General features: G+C 35.7%; 16 protein-coding genes. 4 read left to right on the top strand and 12 right to left on the bottom strand.

Annotated features, from left to right (window positions below; translation table 11 throughout):
* Positions 1-73 precede the first annotated feature (73 nt).
* On the top strand, positions 74-1,108 hold the full coding sequence (locus A9G09_RS07890; protein WP_065634321.1) for a TerC/Alx family metal homeostasis membrane protein: 1,035 nt from the start codon (positions 74-76) through the stop codon (positions 1,106-1,108).
* A gap of 37 nt (positions 1,109-1,145) precedes the next feature.
* Here the strand turns inward: A9G09_RS07890 and cycA are convergent, their stop codons facing one another.
* The gene (cycA, locus tag A9G09_RS07885; RefSeq protein WP_065634320.1) at positions 1,146-2,519 is read right to left on the bottom strand and encodes a D-serine/D-alanine/glycine transporter; all 1,374 of its coding nucleotides are present in this window, start codon (positions 2,517-2,519) and stop codon (positions 1,146-1,148) included.
* Between the two features lie 199 nt (positions 2,520-2,718).
* On the opposite strand from cycA, the gene mltA reads away from it, so the two are divergent.
* The 3 genes from mltA (at position 2,719) to asmA (ending at position 6,385) form a co-directional block, all read left to right on the top strand.
* Entirely contained in the window at positions 2,719-3,807 is a 1,089-nt protein-coding gene (gene mltA / locus A9G09_RS07880; RefSeq protein WP_065634319.1) for a murein transglycosylase A, read from the top strand.
* A gap of 70 nt (positions 3,808-3,877) precedes the next feature.
* Positions 3,878-4,459, top strand: coding sequence for a dCTP deaminase (dcd, locus tag A9G09_RS07875; RefSeq protein ID WP_065634318.1), 582 nt, complete (start codon positions 3,878-3,880; stop codon positions 4,457-4,459).
* Positions 4,460-4,495: 36 nt separating this feature from the next.
* A complete protein-coding gene (gene asmA / locus A9G09_RS07870) occupies positions 4,496-6,385 on the top strand; it encodes an outer membrane assembly protein AsmA (protein WP_065634317.1) in 1,890 nt (629 codons plus the stop codon).
* A gap of 72 nt (positions 6,386-6,457) precedes the next feature.
* Here the strand turns inward: asmA and hslU are convergent, their stop codons facing one another.
* From hslU to sucC, 11 genes are all read right to left on the bottom strand, one after another.
* Positions 6,458-7,786 (bottom strand): HslU--HslV peptidase ATPase subunit, encoded by a 1,329-nt coding sequence (gene hslU, locus A9G09_RS07865; protein ID WP_065634316.1) that lies wholly within the window; start codon positions 7,784-7,786, stop codon positions 6,458-6,460.
* Between the two features lie 26 nt (positions 7,787-7,812).
* On the bottom strand, positions 7,813-8,340 hold the full coding sequence (hslV, locus tag A9G09_RS07860) for an ATP-dependent protease subunit HslV (RefSeq protein ID WP_065556332.1): 528 nt from the start codon (positions 8,338-8,340) through the stop codon (positions 7,813-7,815).
* Positions 8,341-8,479: 139 nt separating this feature from the next.
* Entirely contained in the window at positions 8,480-9,694 is a 1,215-nt protein-coding gene (gene tolA, locus A9G09_RS07855; RefSeq protein ID WP_218056868.1) for a cell envelope integrity protein TolA, read from the bottom strand.
* Between the two features lie 32 nt (positions 9,695-9,726).
* Positions 9,727-10,146 (bottom strand): colicin uptake protein TolR, encoded by a 420-nt coding sequence (gene tolR / locus A9G09_RS07850; RefSeq protein WP_065634314.1) that lies wholly within the window; start codon positions 10,144-10,146, stop codon positions 9,727-9,729.
* 6 nt (positions 10,147-10,152) lie between these two features.
* Positions 10,153-10,833 (bottom strand): protein TolQ, encoded by a 681-nt coding sequence (tolQ, locus tag A9G09_RS07845; protein WP_065634313.1) that lies wholly within the window; start codon positions 10,831-10,833, stop codon positions 10,153-10,155.
* Positions 10,834-11,229, bottom strand: a complete 396-nt coding sequence (gene ybgC / locus A9G09_RS07840; RefSeq protein WP_065634312.1) for a tol-pal system-associated acyl-CoA thioesterase — start codon at positions 11,227-11,229, stop codon at positions 10,834-10,836.
* Between the two features lie 184 nt (positions 11,230-11,413).
* Positions 11,414-11,524 (bottom strand): cytochrome bd oxidase small subunit, CydX/CbdX family, encoded by a 111-nt coding sequence (locus tag A9G09_RS12740; RefSeq protein ID WP_141671549.1) that lies wholly within the window; start codon positions 11,522-11,524, stop codon positions 11,414-11,416.
* Positions 11,525-11,533: 9 nt separating this feature from the next.
* The gene (gene cydB, locus A9G09_RS07835; RefSeq protein WP_065634311.1) at positions 11,534-12,670 is read right to left on the bottom strand and encodes a cytochrome d ubiquinol oxidase subunit II; all 1,137 of its coding nucleotides are present in this window, start codon (positions 12,668-12,670) and stop codon (positions 11,534-11,536) included.
* 19 nt (positions 12,671-12,689) lie between these two features.
* Positions 12,690-14,261, bottom strand: coding sequence for a cytochrome ubiquinol oxidase subunit I (locus A9G09_RS07830; protein ID WP_065634310.1), 1,572 nt, complete (start codon positions 14,259-14,261; stop codon positions 12,690-12,692).
* A gap of 99 nt (positions 14,262-14,360) precedes the next feature.
* Complete coding sequence (gene sucD, locus A9G09_RS07825) at positions 14,361-15,233, bottom strand: succinate--CoA ligase subunit alpha (RefSeq protein ID WP_065634309.1); 873 nt, start codon at positions 15,231-15,233, stop codon at positions 14,361-14,363.
* A gap of 25 nt (positions 15,234-15,258) precedes the next feature.
* Entirely contained in the window at positions 15,259-16,428 is a 1,170-nt protein-coding gene (sucC, locus tag A9G09_RS07820) for an ADP-forming succinate--CoA ligase subunit beta (RefSeq protein ID WP_065634308.1), read from the bottom strand.
* Positions 16,429-16,499: the final 71 nt, after the last annotated feature.

Below are 16,499 nucleotides of genomic sequence, written 5' to 3'. Positions count from 1 at the left end.
ATGATGTTTGATGCAACTCAAAACAATACTTACATTATGTCATAAATCAATCTGAATATTAGGTAATGTCACTATGATTCACAACTCATTAGGTTTCCCTATAGAAACCATTTTAGTTTTTATTATACTAGCAATTGTAGCAATAAGTATTGATTTATATGCTCATCATAATGATAAGCCTATTAGTCTAACCAATGCTATAATCTGGTCTATTTTTTGGATTGTTATTGCATTATGTTTTGCGCTATTTTTATATATTCATCACGGCGCTGAAATAGCAAGCTTATTTTTAACAGGTTATGTGCTTGAAAAGGCGCTTTCAATCGATAATTTATTTGTCATTATGGCACTGTTTTCGTGGTTCAGCATTCCTGAAAATTATCGTCATCGATTACTTTACTTAGGCGTGATAGGCGCAATTATTTTCCGAGCTATTTTTGTCATCATTGGTACAGAATTATTAGCGCTAGGTCCTTGGATGGAATTGGTTTTCTCCGTCGCTGTTGCCTACAGTGGCATAATGATGTTAAAAAATCAAAATCATGACGAAACTATCAAAGATTACTCACACCATATCGCTTACCGAATTGCTAATCGTCTGTTTCCAACCTATCCCAAACTAGTTGGCCATCACTTTTTTTTGTCACAAAAACAAGTGCAAAATGAATTGACTAAACCAGAAAATAAAAATTTAAGCAATATCAATACGAATAAAGCGTTATATGCAACACCGCTTTTTTTATGTATTGTCGTTATCGAGCTAAGTGATGTCATGTTTGCTTTTGACTCCGTGCCAGCAGTTATTGCGGTGAGCCAAGAACCTTTAATTGTCTATAGTGCAATGATATTTGCTATTTTAGGTTTAAGAACAATGTACTTTGTATTAGAAGCGATGCAACAATATCTAGTACATTTAGGTAAAGCTGTTATTTGCTTATTATTTTTTATCGCTATCAAATTGGCTCTGAATGCTAGCAACCATTTGTTCGGATACGGGATCGATATAACCCCAACAATGAGTTTATATATTGTGTTAGGTCTATTAGCTTTAGGTATTATTGCAAGTTTTATCTGGCCTAAAAAGAATAAACCCGCAAACAATTCATAATATTAGGCAGGTGAAAAACCTGCCTAAATGTTAGATTTTACTGTCTTTTTAAACCACGAACACAATAACTTACCGCTAAAATAACAAACCAAATTGGTGTTGCTATAAGCGCTTGGCGGGTATCTGTTTCAAACGTCAATAATACAATTACGAAAGCAAAAAATGCCAAGCATACATAACACATTAAAACGCCACCAGGCATTTTAAATTTAGATTGCTGATGTAAATCCGCTTTTTTTCGATAATAGGCAATATAAGAAATCAGAATCATCGACCAAATAAACATAAATAAAATAGCGGAAATGGTAGTAACAATGGTAAAAGCTGCCATTACGTCAGGTACTAAATAAATTAAAACTACACCACCAAATAAACAGGTACAAGAAAACAGTAAACCATTGGCGGGGACAGATCTGCGCGATAATTTTCCAAAAGGTTCTGGAGCATCTTGTTTTTTGGCTAACCCAAATAACATTCGGCTTGTAGAGTAAATTCCACTATTGGCAGAAGATGCAGCTGAAGTTAAAACTACAAAATTAATAACACTGGCGGCGGCTGGTAAACCAATTAAGGTAAATAACTCAACAAACGGGCTTTTATTTGGCGAAATTAAAATCCAAGGTGTGACACTCATAATAATAATTAACGCAAAAACGTAAAAGAAAATAATACGAGCGGGTACCGAATTGATTGCTCGAGGTAGATTTTTATTTGGATCAACAGTTTCAGCGGCTGTAGTACCCACCAATTCAATACCAACAAAAGCAAAGATTGCAATTTGAAAACCAGCAAAAAAGCCCATTGAACCATGAGGGAAAAACCCACCATAATTCCATAAATTGGCAAAGGAAGCTGTTGTATTGGTCTGTTCTGAGTGAAAGGCAGTCAAAATCAAAACAAGCCCAACAACAATCAAGGCTAAAATTGCAACAATTTTAATCATTGAAAACCAGAATTCGGTTTCACCAAACATTTTCACTGTTAATAAATTCAACGTTAATAACACAATTACCGTCAATAGCATTGGGATCCATGCGTGTAATTGAGGAAACCAATGCTGCGCATAACCAGCAATAGCAACAACATCAGCTATTCCAGTGATTACCCAGCAAAACCAATAAGTCCATCCTGTAAAAAACCCCGCCCAAGGGCCTAACAGATCATTGGCAAAATCACTAAAGGATTTATATTTTAAGTTAGACAAAAGGATTTCACCCATGGCTCGCATAACAAAAAATAAAATAAAGCCAATTATCATATACACAAAAATAATCGATGGTCCTGCAAGACTGATCGTTTTACCTGACCCCATAAATAAGCCGGTACCAATAGCACCACTGATTGCGATTAGTTGAATATGTCGATTGGAAAGATTTCGTTTAAGATCACTGTTTGAAGATGTATCGCTCATCGCATTGATTACCTTTAAGTTTCAAAATTTCACACTACTATCCGTAGTGTAGGACTATAAAGTTTATACCGTCAAACCGCAAGCTTAATTGTTATGAAAACTTTTTATGGTAACATCACATTTAGTGGTAGTTTCTTATAATAGAATTGTGTAGCATAACCACCTATAATTTTATAACGTATTATAATGATTAATTAAGATGAAAGAAAATAACCGCTATTATCGAACATATATTGTATGCATTTTATTTGTACTTACCGTTTTAACTGGATGTCAAAGTAATGCAAAACGTCAATTTAAACAAGGACAACTGTACAAAGATGGTAAACTGAGTTCACCACTGAATGTTAGTCATCCAGATCTCGGGATCCCAGTCAATATTACCGATTATGTGCTTCAGGTTAACAAAATTAAATCTACATCCCCATCTTTATATCGAAAAAATGAACATATTTATAAAGCAATAGATAACTGGATTAACCGGTCGTTAGGGGCGGATGAATTTAACAAAGTTGGGCTAAATAGTTATGAAATGGCAGGTCAAGATGGTTATGGTAATGTCCATTTAACGGGGTACTATACCCCTGTCATCAAAGCAAGACACCAACCAAATGCAGAGTTCAAATACCCTATTTATAAAATGCCTGCAAAAAGTACTGGAAGATTACCAAATCGCGAACAAATTTATAATGGCGCTCTATCAGGAAAGGGTCTTGAAATTGCTTACAGCAATTCCTTAATGGATAATTTTATTATGGAAGTACAAGGAAGTGCTTACATTGATTTTGAAGATGGTACCCCTTTAGTTTTCTTCTGTTATGGTGGTAAAAATGGTCATGGTTATTCAAGCATAGGACGCTTATTAGTCGAACAAGGCGAAATCGATAAAGACAAAATGTCGATTCAAGCCATTAAAGATTGGGCTAAAAACAAAAGTGAAAAACAAGTCAAAGCGTTATTAATTCAAAATCGTTCATTTGTTTTTTTCAAACCTCAACCTAATGCTGAAGTTAAAGGTGCAGCAGCGGTACCACTGGTTGCCAATGCATCAGTGGCATCAGATAAATCACTTATTCCTATTGGCTCAGTTGTGTTAGTGGATGTTCCCTTACTTGATAACGATGGTCAATACCGAGGTCGTCGGGAAACGCGGTTGATGGTCGCGTTGGATGTTGGTGGCGCAATTAAAGGACAACATTTTGATCTTTATTTAGGAATTGGTGATAAACCAGGAAAATTAGCCGGATACTATAATCATTATGGCCGCGCATGGGTCATTAAACCCTAAATTATCAACATCGACGGCATCGTTAGAACCTGTTAGAATAAGCAAATAACAGTATATTTAAGGATAACTCATGAGATTATGCGATCGAGATATCGAAGCGTATTTACAAAGTGGTAAGCTAAAAATTACACCGCAACCAACAACTCATTGCATCAATGGTGCAACCGTCGATGTTAGATTGGGTAATAAATTTCGTACCTTTCGGGAACATACTACACCTTATATAGACTTAAGTGGTCCTAAAGAACAAGTATCAGCGGTTCTTGAACGCGTAATGAGTGAAGAAATGGTCCTTGCAGAAGGCGATGCTTTTTATCTTCATCCCGGTGAGTTAGCTTTAGCCGTCACGTTAGAGTCCGTCACTATTCCTGACGACTTAGTTGGCTGGCTAGATGGCCGTTCATCACTGGCAAGATTAGGATTGATGGTACATGTGACCGCTCACCGTATCGATCCTGGTTGGCAAGGACAAATTGTATTAGAGTTTTACAATTCTGGAAAAATTCCATTAGCGCTTAGACCAGGAATGACAATTGGTGCATTAAGTTTTGAAACATTAACTGGAAAAGCAGCAAGACCTTACAACAGCAGAAAAGATGCAAAATATAAAGATCAACAAGGTGCAGTTGCCAGTCGTATTGATAAAGACTAGCACGCTTAGTAGCTTATATTCTAAAGGAACATTAATATGATCAAAAAAATATTGGTTACGCTTTTAATTTTAATCCTCATTATTTCAATCGGCATTGTCTCATTAATCGTTTTTGTTGACCCAAATAATTTTCGAGGATTTATAACCGATACCGTCAAAGATAAAACAGGCTATGAATTAACTATCGAGGGAAATTTACGTTGGCACATTTGGCCACAAGTCAGTATCTTGACTGATTCGGTTAAGCTTTCTGATCAGGATGCAAAAAAACCTATCCTAACAGCAGATAATATGCGTTTAGATGTGGAATTATTCCCACTGTTTTCTAAAAAATTGACTGTCAAAAATGTATTTATAAAATCGGCTATTATTAATATTACCGATGAAAGTAAAGGATTGGTTTTTGAGAACAAAGAAGCTAACAAGCCAAACACTTCTAACGGTGAAATATCACAAACTAAACAACCAGCAAAACCATCGAGCTGGGCGTTTACATTTAATAAGCTTGAAGTAACTGATAGTACTGTTGTTATTCAACATAAAGATGATTTGATTAACTTTCGCAATATTAACTTAGCGATCGAGCAAAAATCAGATAGAAAAATGACAATTGATGTAAAGGGCAATGTTGATCGTAATCAACAAGATCTTTATTATGCTGCTAATGCTGATGTGGATTTAACGCAATATCCTAATAGCGCACTAATTGACTTGAAGAAGTTTGAATATACTTATAAAGGCATTACCTCATCGTTCAAAGCTCTAAAAGGCAATATAAATGGACTATTTAATTATCAACAAACAAATCCAATGCAAATAAGTAGTAAAAATTTATCTTTTTCAATCAATGAAAACAATTTTAATGGTGCATTTACTGCTATTTTAGACAACAAACCTGATATTGATCTACAGCTTAACTCAGATAAACTAAACCTATCGACTTTTTTAACCAATGATAAAAAAGTAAACGACAATATCACTATACAACAAACCCCGCCTGTTGTATCAAACGTTGAAAAAATTGAGAATGAGCTCAATTTTCTTAATAGCTTTAATGCTAAACTTAAACTCAATTTAAAACAATTAGATGCTAATAAAATCATATTGAATAATATCAATGTAAATATGGTCAATAATGATGGTGTAGCCACCTTTAATGATATCAATTTTGACTTTGCTAAAGGCCATGTAATGGCAACAGGTATCGCAAATGGTAAGCAAAAAAATACACTAATTAAATTAAGTCCTAAAATTAGTAATGTTGATCTGAATACTTTCTTTACCCAAATAGAAACACCTAATGATTTGCAAGGATCATTTAATGCAAATGGTGATTTAGAAGCGAACACATTAATAGCTAATCGACTATTAGAAAGTATCAAGGGTAACGTAGCAATCAATGTGACCAATGCCAGGTTAAATAATATTAATATCAATAATATTATTCAAAATGCAGCGGCAAAATATACCAAAGATATCTCTAATCCAGAAAATCAAAAAAACTATACTGAATTTTCTAATATCACAGCTAATGGATATTTAAGTAATGGTAATTTAGAACTAACAACGTTAGGCGCTAATTCTCAAACACTTGATGTCACCTCTGGATCAGGCAGAGTTGGTATGACTAAAAAAGATTTAGATGTTAACATGAATATTAAACTCTTAGGTGGCTGGAATGGTAAAAATGAAACCATTGCAAAACTACAAAAGCTAACTATACCGTTACATATTTATGGGCAATTTGCTAATCTGCATTACCAAATTGATTTAGAACAAGTCATTAAGGATTTATTCAGTGATAAGTTGCAAGACAAGTTAGATAAGCTACGCAATAAACTTGAAGGACGTAATTCAAAAGATGACTCTAAATCAAATTCTAAACAAAAAGCAGTAGATCTTTTAGAAGGTTTACTAACTAAATAAAAAATAAGACAAATGAATAACAAAAAAGGTGAGTATTATACTCACCTTTTTGTTTAGCAATTAAAAATAAAGCTACAAAATAAACTTACTCAGATCTTCATCTGCAACGAGTTTATCTAAATGCTCACCAACATACTTAGCATCAATTGTAACTGTTTGCCCATTAAGTTCACTCGCTTCAAACGAAACTTCTTCCATTAAACGTTCGAGCACGGTATGTAATCGACGAGCACCAATATTTTCATTTTGCTCATTTACTTGCCAAGCAGACTCAGCTATTTTACGTATACCATCTGTCGTAAAATCAATATTCACACCTTCTGTTGCCATAAGTGCTTTATATTGTACAGTGAGTGATGCATTTGGCTCAGTTAAAATACGCTCAAAATCTTCACTGGTTAATGCTTGTAATTCAACTCGAATTGGTAAACGCCCTTGAAGTTCCGGTATTAAGTCTGATGGGCTTGCTGTTTGGAATGCACCAGAAGCAATAAATAAAATATGATCAGTTTTTACTGAACCATGCTTAGTTGATACCGTGCACCCTTCAACTAAAGGTAATAAATCACGCTGCACCCCTTCACGAGACACATCTGGACCAGAAGAGTTACCACGCTTACAAACTTTATCAATTTCATCAATAAACACAATACCATTTTGTTCAACAGCTTCAATGGCTTGATGTTTGAGTTCTTCAGGATTAACTAATTTAGCTGCTTCTTCTTCAATTAACTGTTTAAATGCATCTTTAATTTTCATTTTACGTGGTTTAGTTTTTTGACCACCTAAATTCTGAAACATCGATTGTAATTGATTTGTCATTTCTTCCATGCCAGGAGGCGCCATGATTTCGACACCAATATTTACGCCTGCCACTTCAATTTCAATCTCTTTATCATCAAGTGCACCTTCACGCAGTTTTTTTCGAAAAGCTTGTCTAGCTGTTGAATCGTTATTATTTTCAACCTGTCCCCATCCATCTTTCGCTGGTGGAACCAGTACATCTAAAATACGCTCTTCAGCTAACTCTTGTGCACGATTGCGATTTTTTTCTATCGCTTCTTGGCGAATCATTTTGACAGCAGAATCGGTTAAATCACGAATAATGGAATCAACCTCTTTACCAACATAACCGACCTCTGTAAATTTTGTCGCTTCGACTTTAATAAATGGAGCATGGGCTAATTTCGCTAGCCTTCTAGCAATTTCGGTTTTACCTACCCCTGTTGGTCCAATCATTAATATATTTTTGGGTGTTACTTCATGGCGTAACGCTTCATCAAGCTGCATACGACGCCAACGATTACGCAATGCAATAGCAACAGAACGTTTTGCTTTATCTTGACCAATGATATGTTGGTTTAATTCGCTTACTATTTCGCGAGGAGTCATTTCAGACATAATAAATTTCTCTTAAATCGGATTAATTAATAATTAAGTTCTTCAATTGTTTGGAAGTTATTGGTATATACACAAATATCTCCCGCTATTGATAATGACTTTTGCACAATATCATGTGCAGATAATGAAGTATTATCCAGTAGCGCACGTGCTGCCGCTTGAGCATAAGGTCCTCCCGAACCAATAGCAATCAAATCGTCTTCTGGTTGAATAACATCACCTGTACCAGTAATAATTAATGAGGCACTTTCATCGGCAACAGCAAGCAATGCTTCCAATTTACGTAACATTCTATCGGTTCGCCAATCCTTAGCTAATTCTACTGCTGATTTAGTTAAGTGACCTTGATGCATCTCAAGTTTTCGCTCGAATAACTCAAAAAGCGTAAACGCATCAGCAGTACCACCTGCAAATCCTGCAATTACTTTGTTATTATATAATCGACGAACTTTACGGGCATTGCCTTTCATAATTATACGTTCACCAAGTGTCACTTGCCCATCACCACCAATAACCACTTGCCCTTCACGGCGAACACTGACTATTGTTGTCATATTCTGCTCCTTCTCTTACTTACAATAACTAAATTTGGAATGAATAGAGAATATATTGGGACGTTTAATTCGTTTTCAACATCTTTCAGTGAAAGATGTTGAAAATTTATTTTATGAAGAACAAAATTTGAGCATTAAGTTATTTTGGTTGGAATTCAAGAGTCATATTTTTTACTTCATTATACAGATTATTGGCAGGTCTTGGTATCACCGCAAGTTTGGTAGCGGCAAGCGCTTCGCGGCATAAAGCATCATCCCCACCTTTTGAAATTACATTAAGTAATAATCCATCGGGGGCAATTTGAATCTGCAAAACACAGTGTTGACCACTATAAACATTAGGAGGATTAATAAATTTATTACTTATTGCATTTTGTACTAATGACTTATATTTGTCTAATTCACCATCCGATACGCCTTTACGACTAGCGGTTGATCCCTGAGCATTTGAAGTACTTGGCGCACCTGATGAAGTTAATCCACCTAACAGATCATTTAATGCTTTATCATTTTTAGCTTGTTTAGCTTTTTCTGCCGCAGCTTTTTGGGCGGCGGCTTTTTCTGCTGCGGCCTTTTCAGCGGCAGCTTTCTCGGCTGCGGCTTTTTCAGCAGCGGCTTTCTCTGCCGCAGCTTTTTGAGCGGCAGCTTTCTCGGCTGCGGCCTTTTCAGCGGCGGCTTTTTCTGCTGCAGCCTTTTCAGCAGCGGCTTTCTCTGCCGCAGCTTTTTGAGCAGCAGCTTTCTCGGCTGCGGCCTTTTCAGCGGCAGCTTTTTCTGCTGCAGCCTTTTCAGCGGCAGCTTTCTCGGCTGCGGCCTTTTCAGCGGCGGCTTTCTCTGCTGCGGCTTTTTCAGCGGCGGCTTTCTCTGCTGCAGCCTTTTCAGCAGCGGCTTTTTCTGCTGCAGCCTTTTCAGCAGCGGCTTTTTCTGCTGCAGCCTTTTCAGCGGCAGCTTTCTCGGCTGCGGCCTTTTCAGCGGCAGCCTTTTCAGCAGCAGCTTTTTCTACCTCTTGCTGTTTTTGTTGTTCAGCAATTTTTAAACGCTCTTTCTCAAGATCCTTTAACCGTTGCTGTTCAGCTAATTGCTTTTCTTGTAACTCTTTAGCTTGATTTTCTAATTGTTGTTGTTTTTGTTTATCCGCCTTTTGTTGACTGGTTTGAGCTTGTAATTGCCTTTGATATTGTTCAGTCATAACCGATGGATCAACCATAATCGCATCAATTGATTGGCCATTAATACTACCATAATTAGCATTATCATCCTGTATAGCTCTATAGCCAAGAATGATAATTAATATTAAATGCAATAAAATAGATATTACAATTGGTACGCTTAATTGAGAATTTGGCTTATAAGACATTGCTGACATTTTTAACGTATTATTATGTTTAATTAAATTGGTTGAGTCATCAATCCAACAGATTTAACGCCTGCAGATTGTAATAAATTCAACGCCTTTATAATTTCTTCGTAAGGAACATTTTTAGCACCACCAACTAAAAAAACAGCTTTTTCGTTAAGTGAAATTTGATGCTTAACCTCGGCAACAATTTGCTCTTGAGGTAAATTTGATTGACGATCTTGATCAATGATCAATGCGTAAACGCCAACATCAGACACTTCAATGATGATTGGTTTATTATCTGAAGGTGAAACTGTTTTTGATTCCGACGCTTCAGGTAAATCAACTTCAACACTTTGACTGATAATGGGTGCAGTTGCCATAAAAATCAATACCAATACCAATAGTACATCCAATAATGGAACTATATTGATTTCGGATTTTGTGGAATAACGTGAACGTCTGCTCATAATTAATTACTTCCTAACAGCAACAGCTTGACGTTGTAAAATAGCTGAAAATTCATCAATAAAGTTTAAATAACTTTGCTCTATTCTACTGACGCTTAATGATAAACGATTGTATGCCAACACCGCAGGAATAGCAGCAAATAGCCCTATAGCGGTTGCAATCAATGCTTCTGCAATACCTGGTGCAACCATTTGAAGTGTTGCTTGTTTAACTGCACCTAATGAAATAAATGCGTGCATTATCCCCCAAACAGTACCAAATAAACCAATATATGGACTGATAGAACCAACCGTTCCTAAAAAAGGAATATGTAATTCTAAATTATCAAGTTCACGATTCATGGCCAGTCGCATTGAGCGAGATGCACCATCTAATGCCGCTTCTGGCATATTTGGATTAATTTGATATAGTCGAGAAAACTCTTTAAAACCCGAATAAAAAATATGTTCTGTACCACTAATATCTTCTTTATTGAATTTTGCTTTATCAAATAAAACATTTAATTCATCAGATGCCCAAAAACTATTTTCAAATTGATCAACTTGTTTTTTAGCTTTTCCTAAAATTTTACTACGTTGAAAAATAATAGCCCAAGACATAACAGAAAAGCTCAGTAGCAATATCATCACACATTGTACTAATAAACCTGCTTGTAAAAACAAATCAATAATATTAAGATTTTCCACTTATATAAACTCCGAAACTAATAACTTAGGAAGCCCACATGGCTTCATTTTAGTCATATCTACACATGCAATAATCACATCAGCAGTACTGATAGCTTGCTTGTTTTGATTAAAAATAGTCTGTTTAAAGATAATAGACGCCTTGCGAACTTGCTCAATGCTACTGCTAATTGTTAGCATATCATCTAAACGAGCTGGAAAGAGGTAGCTAATATCCATCTTTTTTACAACAAAAGCAATACCTTCTTGTAATAACTTTTGTTGACTAATATCAAGTTGTCTTAGCATTTCGGTTCTAGCTCGTTCGAAAAAAGCAAGATACCGAGCATGATAGACAACTCCACCTGCATCGGTATCTTCATAATAAACCCTTGCATTCCAATTAAATTGTTTCATATCCAAATATCACGTAAAAAAATTTGTTACTATTATATCTAAATATAAAATTCGCCGCACTATGATATAAAATTACTTAAATGAAAACAATTATCATTTGTGACTAATTCGATTATAGTGACAATTTTTAAATTAAAAAAAGGTGACGATAAGCCACCTTTTTAATTAACTTTATACTACTAACTTACTGATTATTTGACTCTTTATCACTACTAATATGTTCTACCCATAATCCAGTAACGGCAGATAACATACAAGCTGCAATAATGCCTACAAACCATAATACATAATACATATCTGTTCCTTAATAAAGAGAATGTTTATTATTTTCAATATGATTTTTATCAAGTCGTCCAAACATTTTAATATATGACCAGATAGTATATAAAAGCACTATTGGTAAGAAGATTAATACCACTACAAACATAATATTAAGTGTTAATTGACTTGATGTTGCATCCCATATAGTTAGACTTGCATTTGGCATAATGCTTGATGGCATAATAAATGGGAATGTCGCGATAGCATAAGTAAATAATACACATGCAATTGTTAATGACGATAAAATGAAAACTAATGCGTTTTTATTTAAACCAGAACAAAGGATAGTTAACAATGGCAAAACTACACCTAAAACAGGCACTAACCACAAAATTGGATAATTCATATAATTTGTTAACCATGATGTATCGGTAGATACAGTCTTCGCTAATGGATTAGAGGCTGCATTGTGATCAATAACACTTGTCACTTCATATCCATGAATACCAAAAGCCACCCAAACTCCAGCTAAAACAAAAGCAATGACTAAAATCAAACTCGCAATTTGAGTCGCTTTTCTTGCGCGCAAATAAAGCTCACCAGAGGTTTTCATTTGCAACCATGCTCCGCCATGAGCAACTATTAACATTAAACTAACGACGCCAGTTAATAGAGCAAATGGGTTAAGCAAACCGAAAAAGTTACCATCATAAAATACACGATAAGTATTGTCGTATCTAAACGGAACACCTTCTAGTAAGTTTCCAAATGCAACGCCAAATACCAATGCAGGAACAAAACTCCCAACAAAGATACCGCCATCCCATAAGTTACGCCATTTTGAATTTTCTAATTTACTACGATAATCAAAACCAATTGGTCTAAAAAATAGCGCACATAACACTAAAATCATCGCAATATAAAAGCCAGAAAATGAAGCAGCATAAGCCATTGGCCAAGCTGCAAATATACCTGCTCCACCAGTAATTAACCATACTTGGTTACCATCCCAGTGAGGTGCAATGGCATTTATCATAATACGGCGTTCTGTATCAGTTTTTCCGATAAATGGTAGCAAAATACCCACCCCCATATCGAATCCATCTGTGACAACAAAACCGATTAAAACAACACTAATCAGCACCCACCAGATGAAGCGTACAATTTCGTAATCAATCATTGTGTATACTCCCTATGCCCTATTCTGTTACCGGTTGTGTTTTTTCATAATGATAGTTGCCTGTACCTAAAGAACTCGGTCCCAAACGTGCAAATTTAAACATTAAGAACATTTCAGCAACTAAAAATAAGGTATAAAGACCACAAATCAATATCATTGTAAATAATACTTCACCTGGAGTTAATGACGAATTTGCTACACCTGTTGGTAAAATATCTTGAATAGCCCAAGGTTGACGACCGTATTCAGCAACAAACCAACCACACTCACAAGCAAGCCATGGGAATGGTAAAAACAACATTAATAAGCGATGTAACCAGCGTCTTTCTGTAATTTTATTTTTATAAGTGGTCCACAAAGCAAAACCAGTACCAAGAATCATCAATAATCCTAGACCAACCATACCACGGAATGCCCAAAATAGCGGCCAAACGGTAGGAATAGAATCCTCAGCAGCAGCTTTAATATGTTGTTCTGTTGCTTCAGGAATAGTTAAATTATCACGATCTGTAAAGCGTTTAACCAAATAGCCATAACCTAAATCAGCTTTATTATCTTCAAAAGCTTTTAATACGGCAGGATCTTGATCACCTTTTTGAATTTTTTCCAAGTTTGTATAGGCCAAAACACCATTACGAATCTTAGTTTCATTGGTATTTAAGATGTCTTTCAAACCAATAACTTGAGTATCTAATGAACGTGTTGTCATAATGCCCATAACATATGGAATCTCAATAGCGAATAAATTTTCTTTATTTTTTTGAGAAGGAAAAGCTATAACGTTAAATGATGCTGGTGCAGGTTGAGTTTCCCACTCACCTTCAATTGCAGCGAGTTTAGTTGGTTGAACAGTAGTCATTTCGTGACCAGCTTCATCACCCATAAACGCAACTAAAATCGACATGATAAAACCAAACATTGCCGCCACAGCAAAAGAACGTTTGGCAAAAGCAACATCACGTTTTCTAAGTAGATAGTATGAACTAATACTTAAAACAAAAATAGCACCAGTTAAATAACCTGCTGCAACAGTATGAACAAATTTATATTGCGCAACAGAATTAGTAATTAACTCAAAAAAGTTCGCCATTTCCATTCTAGCATTGATAGGATTAAATTCAGAACCAACAGGGAATTGCATCCAACCATTAGCCACTAATATCCACAATGCAGAAAGATTTGAACCAAAAGCAACGCACCAAGTAACCAATAAGTGCTTACCTCGACTTAATCTATCCCAACCAAAAAAGAATAGACCAACCATTGTTGATTCTAGGAAAAATGCCATTAAACCTTCAATAGCTAGTGGTGCACCAAAAATATCCCCCACATAGTGTGAGTAATATGACCAGTTCGTGCCGAACTGAAATTCCATTGTCAAACCTGTGGCAACACCCACGGCAAAATTAATACCAAAGAGTTTTCCCCAGAATTTGGTCATATCTTTCCAAACTTGCTTACCACTTACAACGTATACTGTTTCCATAATTGCTAACAAAAACGCTAAACCAAGCGTTAATGGTACAAAGATGAAATGATACATTGCAGTGAGTGCAAATTGGAGGCGTGATAGTTCAACTATATCAAACATATTTGCTCCCTACTCCATAAATGCTCACTAAATTAATATCGTTATTGCTCGATATTGTACATCAATATTTTAAAATATAATTTGACGGATATCAAAAAACTACATATTAAATTGTTTTTTTACAACATCACCGATATCAGCCAAACTACTAACAACAGTTATACCGGCAGCTTGTAGCGTTCTGGTTTTTTCTTCAGCAGTGCCTTTATTACCCGAAATAATTGCACCAGCATGCCCCATACGTTTACCAGATGGTGCAGATACCCCTGCAATATAACCAATAACAGGTTTAGAGACATGTTTTTTAATATACTCAGCGGCTTCCTCTTCGGCGCTACCACCAATCTCACCAATCATAACAATAGCTTCGGTTTTAGGGTCTTGCTCAAGTAATTTTAAAATTGAAATAAAATCACTACCCGGAATAGGGTCACCACCAATCCCGACACAAACTGATTGACCTAACCCGATGTCGGTAGTTTGTTTAACTGCTTCATAAGTTAAAGTACCCGAACGGGAAACAATGCCTATTTTACCGGCTAAATGAATGTGACCCGGCATAATACCTATTTTACATTCATCAGGAACAATAATTCCCGGGCAGTTAGGTCCAATCATGACAGTATCGGTTTGTTTTAGTTTTTCTTTAACTATTAACATGTCTAAGGTTGGAATACCTTCTGTAATACAGACAATTAATTTAATGCCGGCATCAATTGCTTCTAAAATTGAATCTTTACCAAATGCGGCTGGTACATAAATAACACTTGCAGTAGCTCCCGTGGTTGCAACTGCTTCTTTTACGGTATTAAAAACGGGTAAACCTAAATGCTGAGTTCCGCCTTTCCCTGGTGTTACACCACCAACTAATTTAGTGCCATAGGCTAGTGCTTGCTGTGAATGAAAAGTTCCTTGGCTGCCAGTAAATCCTTGGCAAATAACTTTGGTATCTTTATTAACTAAAATTGACATAATTTCCGTTCTCCACTCTTTCTTATTATGCAACAGCAACTATTTTTTGTGCAGCATCAATTAAACTTTTTGCAGTAATAATATTTAACTGACTTTCAGCTAATATATCTCGAGCAATCTCTGCATTATTACCTTCAAGGCGGACAACAACGGGAACCGCAAGACCTATTTCTTTTATTGCGCTAATAATTCCATCAGCAATTAAATCACATCGAACAATACCACCAAAGATATTGACTAAAATTGCTTTAACATTTTTATCAGATAAAATTAATTTGAATGCTTCAGATACACGCTCTTTAGTCGTGCCACCACCGACATCTAAAAAGTTAGCCGGTTCACCGCCATATAATTTGATAATATCCATAGTAGCCATGGCAAGACCAGCACCATTAACCATACAGCCAATATTACCTTCTAAAGATACATAGCTAATTCCCTGTTTGGCTGCAATTGATTCGCGTTCATCTTCTTGTGTGGTATCTCTTAGCACATTTAAATTTGGATGTCTAAAAAGCGCATTATCATCAATAACAATTTTCGCATCTAAACAAATCAGCTCTTGAGAATCAGTAATCACTAAAGGATTTACTTCAGCTAAAGACACATCGTTTTCTAAAAAAAGTGTAGCTAGATTGACAAATAATTTAGCAAATTGATTAATCAGCTTACCTGATAAACCCAATTTAAATGCAAGTTCACGACCTTGATACGCACAAGGTCCGGTTAAAGGATCAAGTGAAATTTTATGAATTAGATGGGGTGATTTTTCAGCGACACTTTCAATATCAACCCCGCCCTCTGTAGAGGCCATAATAACTACTCGTTTAGAACTTCTATCAATTACTGCACCTAAATACAGTTCTTTATCTATATTCGATGCTTTTTCAATGAGAATTTGATTAACCGGTTGACCTTTAGATGTAGTTTGATAAGTCACTAAATGCTTACCCAGCCACTTTTCAGCAAACTGTTTGATTTCATTAAAATCGTGTGTACAAATCACGCCACCTGCTTTACCACGACCACCAGCATGAACCTGACACTTAGCCACCCAAGCTTGAATATCTGCTTGAGACGCCAATTTAGCTAAGGTATCTTGTACTTCATCAATTGAGTTACAAACATAACCTTCTGGAACAGGTAAATTATATTGCTTAAAAAGATATTTTGATTGATACTCGTGCAGGTTCATAAATAAATTCCATAACTTAAGTTATTATTAAATTTTCAACAATTCTAATCCAAGATCAATCAATTGTGTAG

This window comes from Gilliamella sp. wkB292 (assembly GCF_001690235.1).
GTDB classification, from domain to species: domain Bacteria; phylum Pseudomonadota; class Gammaproteobacteria; order Enterobacterales; family Orbaceae; genus Gilliamella; species Gilliamella apicola_F.
The sequence above is the reverse complement of the archived record's forward strand: the minus strand, read 5'-3'. Positions and strand labels throughout refer to the sequence as shown.